The sequence below is a fragment of the Anaerostipes caccae L1-92 genome, assembly GCF_014467075.1.
Taxonomy (GTDB): domain Bacteria; phylum Bacillota; class Clostridia; order Lachnospirales; family Lachnospiraceae; genus Anaerostipes; species Anaerostipes caccae.
On record NZ_AP023027.1, the window covers coordinates 3,520,401 to 3,536,079 of the forward strand.

The 15,679-nt window shown below is 45.1% G+C and carries 15 protein-coding genes; 1 reads left to right on the forward strand and 14 read right to left on the reverse strand.

Annotated features, from left to right (window positions below; all coding sequences use genetic code 11):
• Positions 1 to 4: 4 nt before the first annotated feature.
• Together ANCC_RS17140 and ANCC_RS17145 are read right to left on the reverse strand one after the other, a co-directional pair.
• Positions 5 to 2,749 carry a DUF6603 domain-containing protein gene (locus ANCC_RS17140; protein ID WP_233458283.1) on the reverse strand — a complete coding sequence of 915 codons (2,745 nt, stop codon included), beginning with the start codon at positions 2,747 to 2,749 and terminating at the stop codon, positions 5 to 7.
• Between the two features lie 222 nt (positions 2,750 to 2,971).
• The gene (locus tag ANCC_RS17145; protein WP_006568189.1) at positions 2,972 to 3,778 is read right to left on the reverse strand and encodes a LytTR family transcriptional regulator; all 807 of its coding nucleotides are present in this window, start codon (positions 3,776 to 3,778) and stop codon (positions 2,972 to 2,974) included.
• Between the two features lie 267 nt (positions 3,779 to 4,045).
• Between ANCC_RS17145 and ANCC_RS17150 the strand changes: the two genes are divergently transcribed.
• Positions 4,046 to 5,479, forward strand: a complete 1,434-nt coding sequence (locus ANCC_RS17150) for a helix-turn-helix domain-containing protein (protein ID WP_006568187.1) — start codon at positions 4,046 to 4,048, stop codon at positions 5,477 to 5,479.
• A gap of 34 nt (positions 5,480 to 5,513) precedes the next feature.
• On the opposite strand, the gene ANCC_RS17155 is transcribed toward ANCC_RS17150, so the two are convergent.
• From ANCC_RS17155 to ANCC_RS17210, 12 genes are all read right to left on the reverse strand, one after another.
• Positions 5,514 to 6,845: an MATE family efflux transporter gene (locus tag ANCC_RS17155; protein WP_233458282.1), complete on the reverse strand. Its 1,332-nt coding sequence runs from the start codon at positions 6,843 to 6,845 to the stop codon at positions 5,514 to 5,516.
• A gap of 97 nt (positions 6,846 to 6,942) precedes the next feature.
• Positions 6,943 to 7,635 (reverse strand): 50S ribosomal protein L1, encoded by a 693-nt coding sequence (gene rplA, locus ANCC_RS17160; RefSeq protein WP_009290185.1) that lies wholly within the window; start codon positions 7,633 to 7,635, stop codon positions 6,943 to 6,945.
• A gap of 180 nt (positions 7,636 to 7,815) precedes the next feature.
• Positions 7,816 to 8,241, reverse strand: coding sequence for a 50S ribosomal protein L11 (gene rplK / locus ANCC_RS17165; RefSeq protein WP_006568184.1), 426 nt, complete (start codon positions 8,239 to 8,241; stop codon positions 7,816 to 7,818).
• 77 nt (positions 8,242 to 8,318) lie between these two features.
• Complete coding sequence (gene nusG, locus ANCC_RS17170; protein ID WP_006568183.1) at positions 8,319 to 8,867, reverse strand: transcription termination/antitermination protein NusG; 549 nt, start codon at positions 8,865 to 8,867, stop codon at positions 8,319 to 8,321.
• Positions 8,868 to 8,882: 15 nt separating this feature from the next.
• Positions 8,883 to 9,080 (reverse strand): preprotein translocase subunit SecE, encoded by a 198-nt coding sequence (secE, locus tag ANCC_RS17175; protein WP_006568182.1) that lies wholly within the window; start codon positions 9,078 to 9,080, stop codon positions 8,883 to 8,885.
• Between the two features lie 27 nt (positions 9,081 to 9,107).
• Positions 9,108 to 9,272 carry a 50S ribosomal protein L33 gene (gene rpmG, locus ANCC_RS17180; protein ID WP_207727542.1) on the reverse strand — a complete coding sequence of 55 codons (165 nt, stop codon included), beginning with the start codon at positions 9,270 to 9,272 and terminating at the stop codon, positions 9,108 to 9,110.
• A 96-nt stretch (positions 9,273 to 9,368) separates the two neighbouring features.
• Positions 9,369 to 9,860 carry an anaerobic ribonucleoside-triphosphate reductase activating protein gene (gene nrdG / locus ANCC_RS17185; protein ID WP_006568180.1) on the reverse strand — a complete coding sequence of 164 codons (492 nt, stop codon included), beginning with the start codon at positions 9,858 to 9,860 and terminating at the stop codon, positions 9,369 to 9,371.
• An 11-nt stretch (positions 9,861 to 9,871) separates the two neighbouring features.
• Complete coding sequence (locus ANCC_RS17190; protein WP_006568179.1) at positions 9,872 to 10,264, reverse strand: DUF3592 domain-containing protein; 393 nt, start codon at positions 10,262 to 10,264, stop codon at positions 9,872 to 9,874.
• A 10-nt stretch (positions 10,265 to 10,274) separates the two neighbouring features.
• Complete coding sequence (gene nrdD / locus ANCC_RS17195) at positions 10,275 to 12,395, reverse strand: anaerobic ribonucleoside-triphosphate reductase (RefSeq protein ID WP_009290187.1); 2,121 nt, start codon at positions 12,393 to 12,395, stop codon at positions 10,275 to 10,277.
• Between the two features lie 207 nt (positions 12,396 to 12,602).
• Positions 12,603 to 13,136, reverse strand: coding sequence for a Ger(x)C family spore germination protein (locus ANCC_RS17200; protein ID WP_006568177.1), 534 nt, complete (start codon positions 13,134 to 13,136; stop codon positions 12,603 to 12,605).
• Complete coding sequence (locus ANCC_RS17205) at positions 13,117 to 14,175, reverse strand: GerAB/ArcD/ProY family transporter (protein WP_006568176.1); 1,059 nt, start codon at positions 14,173 to 14,175, stop codon at positions 13,117 to 13,119. Before ANCC_RS17205 ends, ANCC_RS17200 begins: the two co-directional genes overlap by 20 nt.
• Positions 14,156 to 15,679 (reverse strand): spore germination protein, encoded by a 1,524-nt coding sequence (locus ANCC_RS17210; RefSeq protein ID WP_006568175.1) that lies wholly within the window; start codon positions 15,677 to 15,679, stop codon positions 14,156 to 14,158. Before ANCC_RS17210 ends, ANCC_RS17205 begins: the two co-directional genes overlap by 20 nt.

Sequence of the window (15,679 nt, forward strand, 5' to 3'; positions counted from 1 at the left end):
CCCCTTAATTCTTATCTCTCCTGCATCCCGTACTCCTCATTTCCACCGGCGCCGAGAAGACTTCTTTAAAATGTGCTGCAAAATGATCCATATGGATCTGGTCTTCCGCCCTGACTCCAAACTCATTCAATTCCAAGAGCCATTCACTTCTCTTATCATTTTTTGCAATGGAATCCTCCATCTCTTCTCCCGTAAAATCCTTTCCCTCTATAATTTTGGTCTTCTCCCATATAAAATGCTCCGGACAGCGGTACACCTCATTTTTTAAGAGCTGTGCCAGCCGATACCACGCCGGTCTTCCTTCTTTGTCCGGCGGTATGAAATGTCCGGTCTTTTCCCCGCCCCAGACAGAAAGTCCCATGCATGCGTCCTTTATCATGTCCTGGTTCATATCCGGCTGACGGCTGTTCCACAGGGCCCTGGGAACATTTTTACAGACGGGCCGGTAATTCACTGCTGTCTCCGACATCGTTCCATCCGCGTGATATCCGTAAAGATGAACGTCCAGCGAAGCATGGAGTCCCGTAATCCCCATAGGGTATATCCCATATCCCGGGTCCTTAAGCTGTTCACCCTTTTTGTTCACCTGTGCAGACACAACCGGCAGGGCGCTCTCAATTTCCATCTGAAACTGCCTCGCATTTATGTAATGGTATTTGAGCTCTCCTTTCTCCCTTTCTCCAAGATATCCTCCCTGAGGATTCATTCTTGCAAGTTTCAGCGGTTCTTTGCTCTTTTCACTAATATCAGAGGAAGAAACTTCACCTTTTATACCTCCGCTGAAGTCCGGAAGAAATTCTGTATAAAACTGCTTCCAGTTAAGCCTTGGCGGCTGATTCGGGCTTCCTGTATTGAACTTTATAGTAAAAGAGATGATAAACCATTTTATATGTGCGGTTCCGGAAAATTCAGGTCCCCACAAGTGCAGGTCCGCACCCAGTTCGATCTTAAAAGTCTTATGAATAAACAAAAGGTCCAGGCGGTAGGACGCTCCCACACTCACTCCTATGGAAATATCGTAGTGAAACGGCTTCCACTGGATCAGAAAGTCTGCATAAGCATGACACCAGGCCGCAAGCTTTCCTATATGATAATTAAGTTCCAGTTTTCCCCCAGCCATCAGACAGTTTGGCGTCAGTGCAAAATAGGCTTCTCCGATCAGTTCCAGATGATCGCTGATTTTCCAGTTCAGCCCCACCCGGTCCACTTCCGGATAATGGCCTCTCTGAAACTGAGGGTGGTATCCTCCCACAGAGAACACAAAATCTCCTTCATACTCTCCCTTAAACCAGGAATAAAAAGCAAAGCCTCCGGTGAGTCTGGCATCTCTGCAAAACAGGTAAGAGTCATTTGACATGGCTCCCTCGATCAGCAGAATCCCGTCACCTGGCGAGAAGACCGCTCGCAGATTCAGGCATCCGTAGACAACCGGATCGCTGCATTTGGGAGGAAGGGAGATCTCAGATGTCCCCAGAAGGGAGAGTTCAAACTTCGTTCCGAATTCCACGTTAACGATCACAACCGACTCTACGATGCCAAAGGATGTAAATTTAATCCCCGCCGTCAGAAAGTTCATGCCCTCACACGGTTTTATATGGTCACTCAGAGTATTCAGGGCCTCGGAAGCTCCTGTTCCCGGCTTTAAAGTTTTACTCGTGCCTCTGGCCGCTGCCACAAAAGGAAAGTCCTTAACTCCGGACAGAGGCGGTATGTTGATTTTCCGGTTCAGTCCAAATCCTGCACATAATCCGGTAATATAAAAACAGGGAGATCCTCCGAACGCGTAGTCCAGCATAAGATATATGAAAAAGGAAGGCTTGTCTGTCTGTTCTGTCAATCCGTAAGAGCCAAGGGCTAAAAAAGTGAACTTCTCAAACGCAACTGTAACTTCCCCGTTATAGAGCCGTCCGGGTTCAGCCACATACAAACCTCCTGAGATCATCAGCGGAGGTTTTTTCACCGTCACTGCCATGCCTCTTAACCCAAACTGAAAATCAAATTTCGGACCGGGCTTGATTCCCAGAGAAAGCTCCATGAAGTCAAGCGTCAGTACCGAGATCGTCAGCCCTGCGTCCACACACACCCGGATTGTTCCGTCCTGAAACGCTCCTCCGATTCTTTTTACAATACAAGGGCCGATTTTTTTGTTCAGTTCCATCCAGTGTACGCCGGATTTCTTTTCTTCTGCCGGAGATAAAGACTTGTGTTCTTCAATGTCCTGCTGAGGAAGCTTAACGTCCTCATCTCCGAATTTGTACCCGCTTCCCGAAAAACTGGCCTCTATAAGGCACTGTCCACGGAATCCCCCTTCCTTCTGGTATAAGGCCTGCATATAACGGACTTTGATCAGATCCTGCTCCCCCAAATATTTTCCCATCACGGGCAGGTTGTGAAGCCTGCAGGAGATTTCAGGATATAGTCTGAGACTGTAAATTCCTTCTTTTATTTTGGCAGCAAACAGAAGTCTCCTGTTTTCGGCAGTGCTGATCTCCATTAAAATTTCTTGTTTTCCTGCCTTGTATAAGACTCCTGCTCTTCTAAGCTCCATTTCCCAGTTCAAAAATTCAGGAAGATTCAGTGACAGACTTTCCGTGACACCCGACAGGCTCAGCTTGTGATGATTTTCGTTTTCCCATCCCGCACCCAGACAAAGCCCTTCCTCTCCATAGACAATCGATGAACGGAAAGGCTCTCCTGCTATATGCACCCCTGTCTGGAGTGCCGCCTTAAGTTTTGGTTCTTCTGCCACATGATCACCCCCGCCATAAATAAACAAAAAGATCCCTCAGCATAGAAGGATCTTTTTATTTTTACCACGATATATTTCTGCCTGTTCAAATCCTGATGTCGTCTGTTTTCCTAAAGACCCCGCAGTTTTGTTACAATGCTTGTCTTTGACTATATCGGGATTTTGTTACATTTTCAATCATATTCTGCCAATGACTGTTCAGTGCAGGTGAATAACTAAATTTTATGTGCAGACTTCATTTTGTCTCTGACTGACAGCGCGCAGAACCTTTTCTTTGATCTCCCTGTATTTTTTCTCGGGGATGGGAAGTTCAATCCCCTGTCTGACCGCCAGCTGGTATCTTCTAATCCCTGTAATATACCTGCTGTTTACAATAAAACTCCTGTGGGTTTTTATGAAATCTTCTCCCAGCTTTTTTTCCAAAATTGAAATGGATTCTCTGGAAAGTATATCCCGATTAAGGCAGTGAATGACGCTGTTGGTGTTTTCCGCTTCTATATATACAATATCCTTGTTCCATAAAACATAGGTCTGATCATGCTTTCCGCAGGCGATAAGACGCCGTTTCTGACTGTACAATTTTTTTACATATTCAAATGTTCCCTTTCCCGCCGGCCTGAGGAAGTATTCACTGTTTTCCTGAAATTCAACAGGGTTTGATACATGAAAGTGCAGCAGCTTGAGCCGGTCTTCTTCTTTTTTCCATATAAAAGTGATGCGCTGTACCACACTTAATTTCCCGCTTTCTCCCTGTGAAGCGCCAATCTCCATCCAGCCTGCTACCACATACATATCATCACTGTGTGCAACTACCTGGTACTCCTTTTGAAAAACCTCACATCTGGGCAGTTCCATGTGACTGATGTACTGAGAAACCTTTTCAGCTCCTCTGATACACTGCCCGTTTGCTGCTCCGATCCATGTCACGTCCGGGTGAAAATTTTGAAGAACCTTTTCCGGATTCCCATAAAAGAATTCTTCAATCACCTGTCTGGTTAATTCCCTGGCATCATTACAAAATGAGATCATATTCCGTCCTCCTTTTCGTTACCACGAAAGTTCCTCTTCCGCAAACTTAAGTCAACAGCCTGAATTCTCTCTTTTTCATTATATCACATCCAGGAAATCTCCCAGAATTTGTATAATGTCAGATAGATATTTATATGATGTCCAGAGAATTTGACACTTTTTTTGCCAAATAGTCACATGTATTTTTTCCCATAGAATTGGAAACATTCCGTATTCTTTATATAATAGTTATCATACGAAAGAAAACTTTAACTAAGGAGAAAAGCAATGTCATTATTTTCTGAAAAACTTACTCACTATATCAAAAAATCCAGATTGACACTGCTTTACTTGTCTTCGGTCAGTGATCTTGACGTCAGTTACATATCCAAAATAAAAAAAGGAGAACGTCTTCCCAGAAAGAAAGACCTGCTGGTCCCTCTGGTCAACGGCCTCCGATTGTCTCCTTCTGAAAAAGAGGATTTGTGGAACGCTTATAAAATCTCTTCTATTGGAGAAGAACGTTTTCTGCAGTACCAGGCAGTAAAAAAATTTCTCTCCTCTATTTCAAGCACAGACAGTCATTCTGTCGTCTGCGGTTTTCAGCACAAACTGCCCGCCAATTCAGTTTATTATGGAAAAACAGATGTAAATCACATTGTAAAATCTGTCATAGAAGCCGAATGTTCAAAAGAAGACGGCTGTATTCAGATCGTCGCCCAGCCGGATTACCATTTTCTAATGGAGGTGCTTTCCTCTGTAATCCTGTGCTGCCCCGATGCAAAGATCACTCAGATCATCTGCCTTCAGACAGGTTCTGAGGCTGACAAGTTAGCATATAACGTAGAAAGCCTTCGGTCTATGTATCCGATGCTGTCCCGTTCCGGCTCCTACTGCGTAAAATACTATTATGACGATATACCGGCCCACATTAACAGGATGAACGTTATGCCGTTTTTTATCGTGACAACCGATTGCACTGTATCCTTGTCTGCAGATTATACTCTGGCCGATGTCTCAGCAAACAAAAACCGGCGAAAGCTCTATACTTCAATCTTTGATCAAATGTTCGCCTGTACAGAAGACTTAATCATTCATGAGTATAAAGTCACTGCGGGCAAAAACAGGCCCAAAGACAGTATCTCAAACAAAAAAGCCACTCTTGCGGAGCTTTCAGCTTCTCCGTTTTTATTGCCTTACTACTCAGACCAGGCGCTGAAAGAAATGGTCCGGGAGGATGCTCCCAATTATGAATTTATCGTAGATTCTGTGCTTTCCTATGCGGAAAAACTCAGGTATATGATACAAAACTCGGGAGGCTTTCTCAGCTTCTTCACCGAAAGAGGAGCTTTAGATTTTTTTAAGAGCGGTTATCTGTCCGGCTTTTCAAAAAAATTTTTTTATCCGCTGAAACGGGAAGATAGTATTTCTGCCCTGAAACAATTTTGTTCCAAGCAGGAACTGATCCGACATACGCCAATGCTGCTGAAACCGGACTGTCTGACTCTCAGCAGCAGTTTCAGGATTTTTTCCGACTCCAGGACGAACAAAGTACTTTTTCATACGGAAAAGCCCTTCTTTTTGACAGAGCAGAGCCTGGCCGTCTCCATAAAAGATTATTTAAAATACATTGCCGACAGCGACGAAGTTTATTCCGCGGCAGATACCGCCAAGTTTATACAAAAACATATTCTCCTATTGGAAAAACAACATACTGTTTAACGAAACAAAAGGCCGGAAACAACCGGCCTTTTGCTTATTTCAAATATTTTTTCTGAGCCCGTTTCCCGAACCACACCGACACGCCGGTCCCTATCACCCATCCGACGGGCCAGGCAGCCCATATGCCTGTGGCCCCAAACGGAACTGACAGCACATAGGACAGGGACACTCGCGCGATCAGGTCGGCAAATGTAGAAGCCATGAATCCTTTCATTTCACTCATTCCCCGAAGCATGCCGTCGCATACAAACTTTACACTGACCAGTGCGAAGAACGGAGCATTGATCCTTAGAAAATCAACTCCCACTCCCATGCTCCTGACTGCCTCTGCAGAGTTTCCGGAAAGAAACAGCCCCATTGCCTGCCGGCTGAAGACCAGACAGAGAACAGAAAATACGGCGGCCATAGCCACAATCATTTTAATCCCGGCATTGGTGCCTTCCTTTGTTCTCTCCCATTTTCCCGCGCCCGCATTCTGGGCCGTAAAGCTTGAAACTGCATTGCCGACAGTTCCAAGCACCGAAAGGATAAAAATCTGTATTTTAAATCCTCCCGAATATCCTGCCACGACCACAGACCCAAAGCTGTTGATGCGTCCCTGTACAAAGAGCTGTCCCACCGATACAAAAGACTGCTGCATAATACTCGGAACCGCGATCCATGTCATTTTTTTCAGAAGAAGAGGACTGAATCTCCGATAATTTCCGGCCTGAATTTTGGAATTCTTTTTAAATACCGTGACCACCGCCAGAACAGAGGCAATGCCCTGGGCTATAAAGGTAGCCCAGGCAACCCCTGCGACACCCATGGAAAAGGCAGTGACAAACAGTACATCCAGAATGATGTTCAGGACCGATGAAAAGATCAAAAATATCAGCGGAGTTATAGAATCTCCCAGCGCTGTGAAAATAGCATTCGCACCGTTATAAAGCATCAGGAAAATAATTCCCATAATATAAATCCTGAGATACAGCGCAGAATCCTCAAATATATCCCCCGGAGTGGACATGGCTCCCATCATCCACCTGCAGCCCAGCAGCCCTAAGAAAGTCAGGACAGCACTCATAATTACGATCGTGATCACCGCCGTGGAAATACAGCTTTTTACTCTCTTATATTTTTTTGCTCCGAAAAAGCCCGATATCACAACATTAATTCCCATGCCGGTCCCAACGGCTATGGCAATAAAAATAACTGTAATAGGCTGGGACGCACCTACTGCTCCCAGTGCACTGACTCCGATGAACCGGCCGGCCACAATACTGTCCACAACACTGTACACCTGCTGAAATATCATACTGAGAATCATAGGGAGCGCAAATTTTCCGATGACTTCAAATGGTTTCCCTACCGTTAAATCCTTCATATTTTCCTCTCTTTTTGCACGCATGGCACACAATTTACTGCATTCAAAAACCCCTCTAAAAAGATAGAGGGGTTTGTCATAACTTTAACTATTTTATTTAAGCAAACTTGCCTGTGTCAATTTTAACTCCAGGTCCCATTGTAGAAGTGATTGTCACATTCTTAAAGTACTGACCTTTTGCTGCTGACGGTTTTGCTTTGATAATAGCATCTATTAACGTCTGGAAGTTGTCCGCTAACTGTTCTTCTGTAAAAGAAGCTTTTCCGACTGGCACGTGGATGATGTTGTTCTTGTCCAGTCTGTATTCGATCTTACCTGCTTTGATGTCTTCGATCGCTTTTGTAACGTCCATTGTCACAGTACCGGCTTTCGGGTTCGGCATTAAGCCTTTTGGTCCTAAGTCACGTCCTAAACGTCCCACGATACCCATCATGTCCGGTGTTGCAACTACTACGTCAAAGTCAAACCAGTTTTCTTTCTGAATCTTAGGGATCAGTTCTTCTGCTCCGACATACTCTGCTCCTGCTGCCTTTGCTTCTTCTGCTTTTGCATCTTTCGCAAATACAAGAACACGAACTTTTTTACCGGTTCCATGAGGCAGTACAACTGCTCCACGGATCTGCTGATCTGCCTGACGGCCGTCTACTCCGAGACGGAGATGTGCTTCGATCGTCTCATCAAATTTAGCATTCGCTGCTTTTTTTACTACAGATACTGCTTCCTGTACATCGTACAGTTTCGTTCTGTCAACTAATTTGGCAGCCTCTGCATATCTTTTACCTTTTTTCATTCTAAAAATACCTCCTGTGGTCATATCGGGAGCAACCCTCCCACTTTCTAAATTTAAGGAAGTTACACTCGACTAAGCGTTCAGGCTTCGTCTTCGACTCGCCTTCACTGAGTCTCGGTAACGGCTTTCACACTAAATTCGGCCTGCGCCTTTGGCTTGCCCTCATTAAGTGTTTAATGCCTATTCCTCCACTTCGATTCCCATGCTTCTTGCTGTTCCTGCAATCATGCTCATTGCAGCTTCGATTGATGCAGCGTTTAAGTCTTTCATCTTTGTCTCAGCAATCTGCTGTAAATCTGCTTTGGATACTGTTGCGACTTTCTTTCTGTTCGGCTCTCCGGATCCTGACTGGATCTTGCAGGCTTTCTTTAATAAAACTGCTGCCGGAGGAGTCTTTGTCACAAAGCTGAAACTTCTGTCCTGGTATACTGTAATTACAACAGGAATGAGCAGGTCTCCCTGATCTGCAGTCTTTGCATTAAATTCCTTTGTAAACTGTACGATATTTACACCGTGCTGACCAAGTGCAGGTCCTACCGGCGGTGCTGGTGTTGCCTTTCCTGCCGGAATCTGAAGTTTAATATATCCTTCTACTTTCTTTGCCATAATCGTTAACCTCCTGATGATTGTGGTAATTACGGGAGATATCCCTCCCACCTTGTTACGTGCAGAGGTTTTGTCATTTACTCTGCTTTTTTGATATCTAAGAAATCAATTTCTACTGATGTGGCACGTCCAAACATCTCCACCTCGATGGTCACTGTCTGTTTGTGCTCATTTACTACGGTAACTGCACTTGTCGTACCTTCCCAAGCACCGGAAGTAACAACAATGATATCACCTACTTCAACATCAATATCAATTTTTTCCTTCTTAGGCGTTTCTTCATTTGTACCGCCCACGCTGATTCCCAATGGCTTCATCTCAGCCGGTGTCAATGGGACCGGTTTGGAACCAGGGCCTACGAATCCTGTCACACCTCTGGTGTTTCTGACAACATACCATGTGTCGTCGTTCATCACCATGTGGATCAGCACGTATCCTGGGAACATCTTCTTGGAAACCTGTTTTTTTACACCATTCTTCAGTTCCGTTACATCCTGAAGCGGTACCCGGACTTCTAAAATCTGATCTTGAAGCTTGCGGTTCTCGATCGTCTTTTCGATATTTGCTTTTACTTTATTCTCATATCCGGAATAGGTATGAACTACATACCAATTTGTTTCTGTCATATGCTCTCCTTACCTTTACCCTACTAACATCTTGATTCCATATTGAAGTCCCAAATCCAGAACAGCAATAATAATACCAATGATAATAGCACACACGACCACAACGCCCGTTTCTTTGGCAATGCGTTCTTTAGAAGGCCAGATGATTCTTCCGAATTCTGATTTCAATTCTTTGAACCAGCTGGTTTTGCTTGATTTGCTGGTATTCTTCATGTTCTCACTTCCTTAAATAAACGTGCATTACTTAGTTTCTTTGTGTAATGTGTGTCTTTTACAGAACTTGCAGTATTTTTTTGTTTCCATACGTTCCGGATGTGTTTTCTTATCCTTCATCATATCGTAATTACGCTGCTTACATTCTGTACATTCTAATGTGATTTTTGTGCGCACAACTTCCACCTCCATTGTTTTTAAAATAAGGCATAAAAAAAAGACCTCTTCCAACGCTAAAGTCTAGCTTACACATTGTATCACGGAAGAGGCAGGCCGTCAAGCCTTGTTTTATCTTATGTACAGCACTTTTTTCATCTGATCCAGCGACCTTTTCACATCGATCACCTGCTGGTTGGAACTGCCTCTCCATTTGAGAGCGGTGTCCTTTAAATCCTCCTCAAAACGACCGTCTACCAGAACATCGGTATTTTTTACAGCATCCAGAGTACAGACTTCATCCCACAGAAAACCGGTATACATCCATATGGTCTTTTCCGGAAACTTTTCTCTGACCTCTTTTACCAGCTGTCCCACCGGCTCCCGGTTCTCAGGGTGCAGAGGGTCTCCTCCGCTTAACGTCAGACCACTGATATAATTTTTGCCGAGCTCCTTAAACAGTTCTTCTTTTGCTTCCCTGTCAAACTCCAGTCCGCCATGGATATCCCAGGTAACCGGATTGTGGCAGTTTCTGCACTGATGGGTACATCCTGACAGCCATAAGACAACTCTTAATCCGTCCCCATTCAGCATATCGTCCTTTGTAATGTTGTGATACCTCATACTTCCCACCTCTACGCTAATATCATCCACAGTCCCGCCGCCGCAAAGACAAGAAACGGCAGGAGACGTTCTGTCCCAAACAGAGACATCCAAGGCTGCGGTATATAAATTTCGTTTGGATTTGAAGGATCCAGCAGCACCTCGGCTTCCTGTCCTTCTGCATATTCTTCTTTTTCCCTGTATTTATACATCCCGAGTACTGAAGTGTACTCTCTGTCTTTATATGTATAAGTAAAAACAGGATTTTTCATTTTTAAATTCAAATAATTGACATATGGTTTCTGTCCGGTGCAGACAGCCCGCACTTTCACAGAATACCTCTGTATGTAAAAAAGTTGTTTTACCACAGGCTGAATCAGGATTCCTGAACCGATTACTAAAAGTACTGCTCCAATATAAACCATGGCAGCTTCCCTACATTGACTTCCGGTCGGCAATCTCCGCCATCTTTGCGTCATTGAGCCTCGTGTCTCCCTTGACTCTGGAGTAAGACAGATAGCCGTTCATGCGGTCGATCTTCGTCAGATTGCTGCTTCCGCAGACCGGACACACGTCCATCTCTAACTCCTCATGCCCGCAGTCGTCACAGTATGACAGGGATAAATTCACCCCTTCATAGTAGCCAAGGTCCATGGCACGCCTTACCAGTGTCCGTATAGCGTCTTTATTGTAGCTGATCGGATACTTCACATACTGGATCTTTCCGCCGTTGCATTTTTCCCAGAAACGTCCTTCTAAGTTCTGTTTCTCGATCGGTGTCAGGTCTTCAGAAACATGGCAGTGGAAAGAATTGCTCACATATTCCCGGTCAGAGACATTCTCGATCACACCGTACTTCTTTCTGAACTGTTTCACCTGAAGTCCGCAGAGGTTTTCTGCCGGTGTCCCATAAATCGCATACAAATGTCCGTCTTCTTTCTTAAACTTCGTTACCTGGCTGTTAATATATTCAAGGACCTCCAGTGCAAATGCGCCGTCCTGGGCAATGGATTTTTTGTTGTGCAGCTGCTGAAGTTCATTGAGCGCCGTGATGCCGAAAGAAGCTGTGGCAGACGCAAGCAAAGGCTTGATCTTGTCGTGAAGGCCCAAATGCCCTCCCAGAAAACCTCCCTCACAGTATGCCAAAGGATTTGTGGATGCTTTCATCTCACCCAAATAATCGTAGGTCCTTCTGTGAAGCTCTCTGATCAGATTCAGGTAATAGTCCAGCACTTCATAGAAGTCACGGCTTTCCTGTTTTGCCTTTGCATAGATCATCGGCAGATGCAGACTTACCGCCCCGATGTTAAAGCGGCCCACAAAGACCGGCTCGTCCTGCTCGTCCAGAGGCTCTGCCCCTCCCTTTTCATACCAGGGGGATAAAAAGGCACGGCAGCCCATCGGGCTTACGATCTTTCCATATCTTTTATACATGTCAGGGACATATCCATCCCCTGTGAGGCTCAGCCAGTCAGGATACATCGTCTTGCTGGAACAGCGGATTCCAGCTTCAAACACATCCTCCAGTTCTCCGCCCGGTCCATGAAGATTTTCATCATAAAGAAATACGATCTTTGGAAACAGCACCGGTTTCTTATGTCCTTCTTTTCCCTGTCCTCTCCTCCTGACATCCAGCATCGTGATCGCTGCCATCTTTGCAAACCGGCCTGTGCCGGTTCCCGCGGTCACTGTGATAAAAGGATAGTCTCCGCGGCTGGAAGAAACACTGTTAAACTTATATTCAAGCCCCTGGAATCCCTGACAGAACTCTTTCTGGACATCTTTCAATGACTCAGCTTCCGCCCGCTCTCTGGAAAGGCCGAGGGCTTCATACTTTTCAATGCCTTTTTCATAAGACTTCTCCGCGTAAGGTTCCAGAATCAGTTCAATATTTGGCACCGTAAACCCGCCGTACTGCTGGCTCGCAGCGCTCAGTACGATATCTCCTATGACGTCAAAGGCTACATCCAGCGTCTTTGGTTCATTGTACCAGAGATTCCCCATCTCAAATCCGCCTTTTAACACGGCCTCCACATCGAACAGACAGCAGTTCATCGTATCTCTTCTGGCCGACATATCATGGATATAAATATAACCGTCCCGGCAGGCCTGGATCTCTTCGGTCGTTAAAAAGAACTTCTGATACAGAGACTTGTTCAGCTCATTAAAGATCAGGCTCCGCTTTGTAGACACAAGGGCACTGTCTGTATTGCTGTTCTCTTTGTCTCCTATGTACATGATGGACTGGCTTTTCTTATACACATCATCCAGCATTTCCACAAAATCCTGTTTATAGTTCCGGTAGTCCCGGTAGCTTTTGGCCACGCCGGGATTTACCCTCTCCAGAGCCCCTTCCACTACATTGTGCATCTCCGTAATATGTACTTCTGACTTATTAAGCTCGTCCACTCTCCCATTGACAAACCGGCAGATCTCATCAAGCTCATCTTCCGTAAATTTCACAAGGGCACGGTAGGCGGATTTATTTACTGCCGTCACCACCTTCTGAATATTAAAATCTTCTTTTGTTCCATCTTTCTTTACTACCCGTATCATACTCTCTCCTCCCTGACTGTTCCCAGAGCATCGTCCTGCCTGCGGCATATCCCGCTGAAAGCAGGAGACACCGCAGGCAGGGGACTCTTCGCTATTTTCTTAATCAAATTACTATATATTGTTTAATATGATCTATTATTCTACTATATCTTGTGTGAATGTATCCATCTTACCATCTCATCCGATCCAAGTCAAGACTGATTTCTGTCACTTTCTGCCGTAAATCCTGCCAAGGCTCAGATCCTTGGGCTTTTTCACTTTTGGGGAACTTTCAATGCCTTTGGCCATGTATTCACCAAATGAGACAGGCAGATCTTTCTCGATCGAAAAAAGCTCTTTTAACTGTTTTTTACTTTTAAGAATCAGCACGGATTTTGCGATTTCTGAATGATCTAAAAGCTCCTCTATCATAGTATCATCAATCTGTCCGTTGGTAAATACGATCACCTTTAAATGCCCGAAGTTTAATTTTTTCGGCTGAGTTTGCTCAAAACTTTGATTTGTCTCATTAAAAGACCTGCCTGAGTAAACCACAGACTTGGACGGCACTTTCGTTCCCTGATTGTCCTGAGCCTTGGAAAAATCTGCACAGGAATAATCGATCAGATACCCGTTCTCTGTCTTTTCAATGCCCATTGCCAAAACATAACTGCTGTCCTCGATGTCCCCGGCTTCTTTGCAGCCCGTAAGTGCCGCTGCAGTGACTGCGGCCATCAAAAGGCTAATGATGATCTTTTTCATGAGTGCCTCCTCTCCGTTCCAGCCAAAACAAAACTGCCGGAATTAAAATTCCCAGCAATAGATTAGCAAAAAGGAACACAGAAATATAATTTTCCCAAAGACGGACCATGGGGATCAGAAATCCGGTGATTAAAAACAGTCCGCCGTAGGAAATCCATCTGCCCCATTTCTTTTTCCCCGGAAATGTGTTTTCAAAACTCCAGTTTCCATAGAACAGGTATCCGCTCAGCACACAAAAAACTCCAACAATCCAGAATGCGATCAGAAAAATGTCCAGCCTTGCCATGATCCCCCCTGGCATTGCTACATTCTGTGCCATGGAAATCACCGGAAACGGGTCCCTCCTGATCATCTGAAGCCCCAGGCTTCCCGCCGTGGCGGCAAACACTCCCGCCGATAAAATTATGATTCCGAGCAGTGTCTTTTTATTCATTCCCTTTTCCTTCATATGCCCCTGATAAAACCACACCAGTTCCATAGGATGAAACAGTGCGAGCACATACAATCCGCCCACCGCCAGGTTCTTCGGTTCAAACTGCCGGATCAGAAAGGGTTTCACAGAAAACTCCGTCATGCTGAGAAGAAGGATAAAAATAAATGGGATCAGAATAAACCAGAACAGCCCTTCCATGACTCTTGCCCTGTCGTCCAGCCCCTCTCCGTTCATCCGGAAAGCCAGAAAAATAACCGGCAGCCCGATCCAGTAAATATTCATATACGGAAGCAGGAACACCCTGGCCAAGAGCAGCATGTATGCATAAAAAAATGCAGCGTTTATAAAAAATCTCACATAATAGAGAAAGGAAATCACCCGGTGTTTTTTTAATACTTCTTCCATAGTCAGACTGCCTTCTGCTTTTTGTACAAGCCATGGATAGCAGACTGCGGCAATGGCTCCAAGGAGTACCGTATAAAGCCCTGTTTCACCAGATTTCAGGGCAGCTGCCTGGGGAAGGAACATGCCCACTCCGCAGAAGGTTTCCAGAAGAAAGATCCTGCTTCCCTGCTTTTTAGAAATTTCAAGATTCGCCGTCCACATGATGTTTCCTCCTTCCCTGACGTTTTTTCGCCCCGTCCTTCGTAAACCATGGCCTGAAGATCATACGCCTGATAGGCAGCCGCACCATATAGTCCTCCCAGGGGTCCGTCTCTTCCACCGTGGCTGATACGGTCGGAAACAGATACGGGATCCCATAGCTCTGAAGCTTCATTAAATGGATCGCAATCGCAAGGAATCCGAGAAAGAATCCATAAAGCCCCCATATGGCACAGACAAGCATAATAGAAAATCTCAATAGCCGGAACACCCCTGAAAAGCTCTCATTTGGTATAGAAAACGACGCGATGGCTGTAAAGGCTACAACAATTACCACGATTGTGCTGACAATATTAGCGTCAACCGCCGCCTGTCCTACGATCAGACCTCCTACAATTCCTATGGTGCCGCCCAGCTGTCCAGGCAGGCGGATACCCGCTTCCCTTAAAAGTTCAAACGCAAGTTCCAAAAGCAGTACTTCCACAACCACAGGGAAAGGCACTCCCTCCCTGGCTGACACAATGGACAGCATAAATGGTGTGGGAAGAATCTCGGGATGATAATTTGCAATGGCAATATAAAATCCCGGCAGCCCAATGGCAATAAAAGAAGAAATGTATCGAAGGATTCTGGCAAATGTGGCAACTTCCCACCGGTTATAGTAATCATCACTGGCCTGAAAGAAAATGTTCAGTGTCACCGGCAGCACAATGACCTCCGGAGAATTATCCACCACGAGCACAATTCTTCCCTCCATGAGTCCGCTTGCCGCTTTGTCCGGTCTCTGAGTCAGCTGATACTGGGGAAACGGAGATTTGCTGTCCTGCTCCATGAGCTGTTCCAGCATTCCGCTGTCAAAAATTCCGTCAATATTCAGTTCATCCAACTGTTTTTTTATTTCTTTTACTACCTCATCTTTGGCCAGATCTTCAATATACATAAGCGCTACATCTGTTTTGCTCCTTGTTCCGATCCTGAGCTGGACAACCTTCATTCTCGTATCCCTGACCCGCCTTCGGATCAGAGCCGTGTTGGTCCTGAGGCTTTCATTAAAACTGTCCTTCGGACCGATCATGGCTACTTCCCTGTCGGCTTCCTGCACTCCTCTGGTAGGGAAAAACTTGCTGGATATAAAAATTCCCTGATCAAGCCCGTCAAAAAACAGTACCGTATCTCCTGATAAAACGGCCATGACAACTTCATCCATGGTCGTGACCATCTTCCGGTCTGCACTCTCAATGACCCAGGAGGTCACAGACTCTTTCAGAGGGTGAAGAGGGTCTGTGAGGAGAGGTTCCAATACATTTTCCTGGATCATGTCAGCTTTGGCAAGACCGTCTGTGTAGATCACATACATTCCTGTGTTTTTTTTCTTCCCAACGTAAAACTTCTTTTTTACAATATCATTGCAGTCTGAAAATACTGCTTCGAGATATGCAATATTCTGCTCCAGATCCTTTGATATTTTACCTTTCATTTTGTGATTTTTATCATGAAATCGATCCAT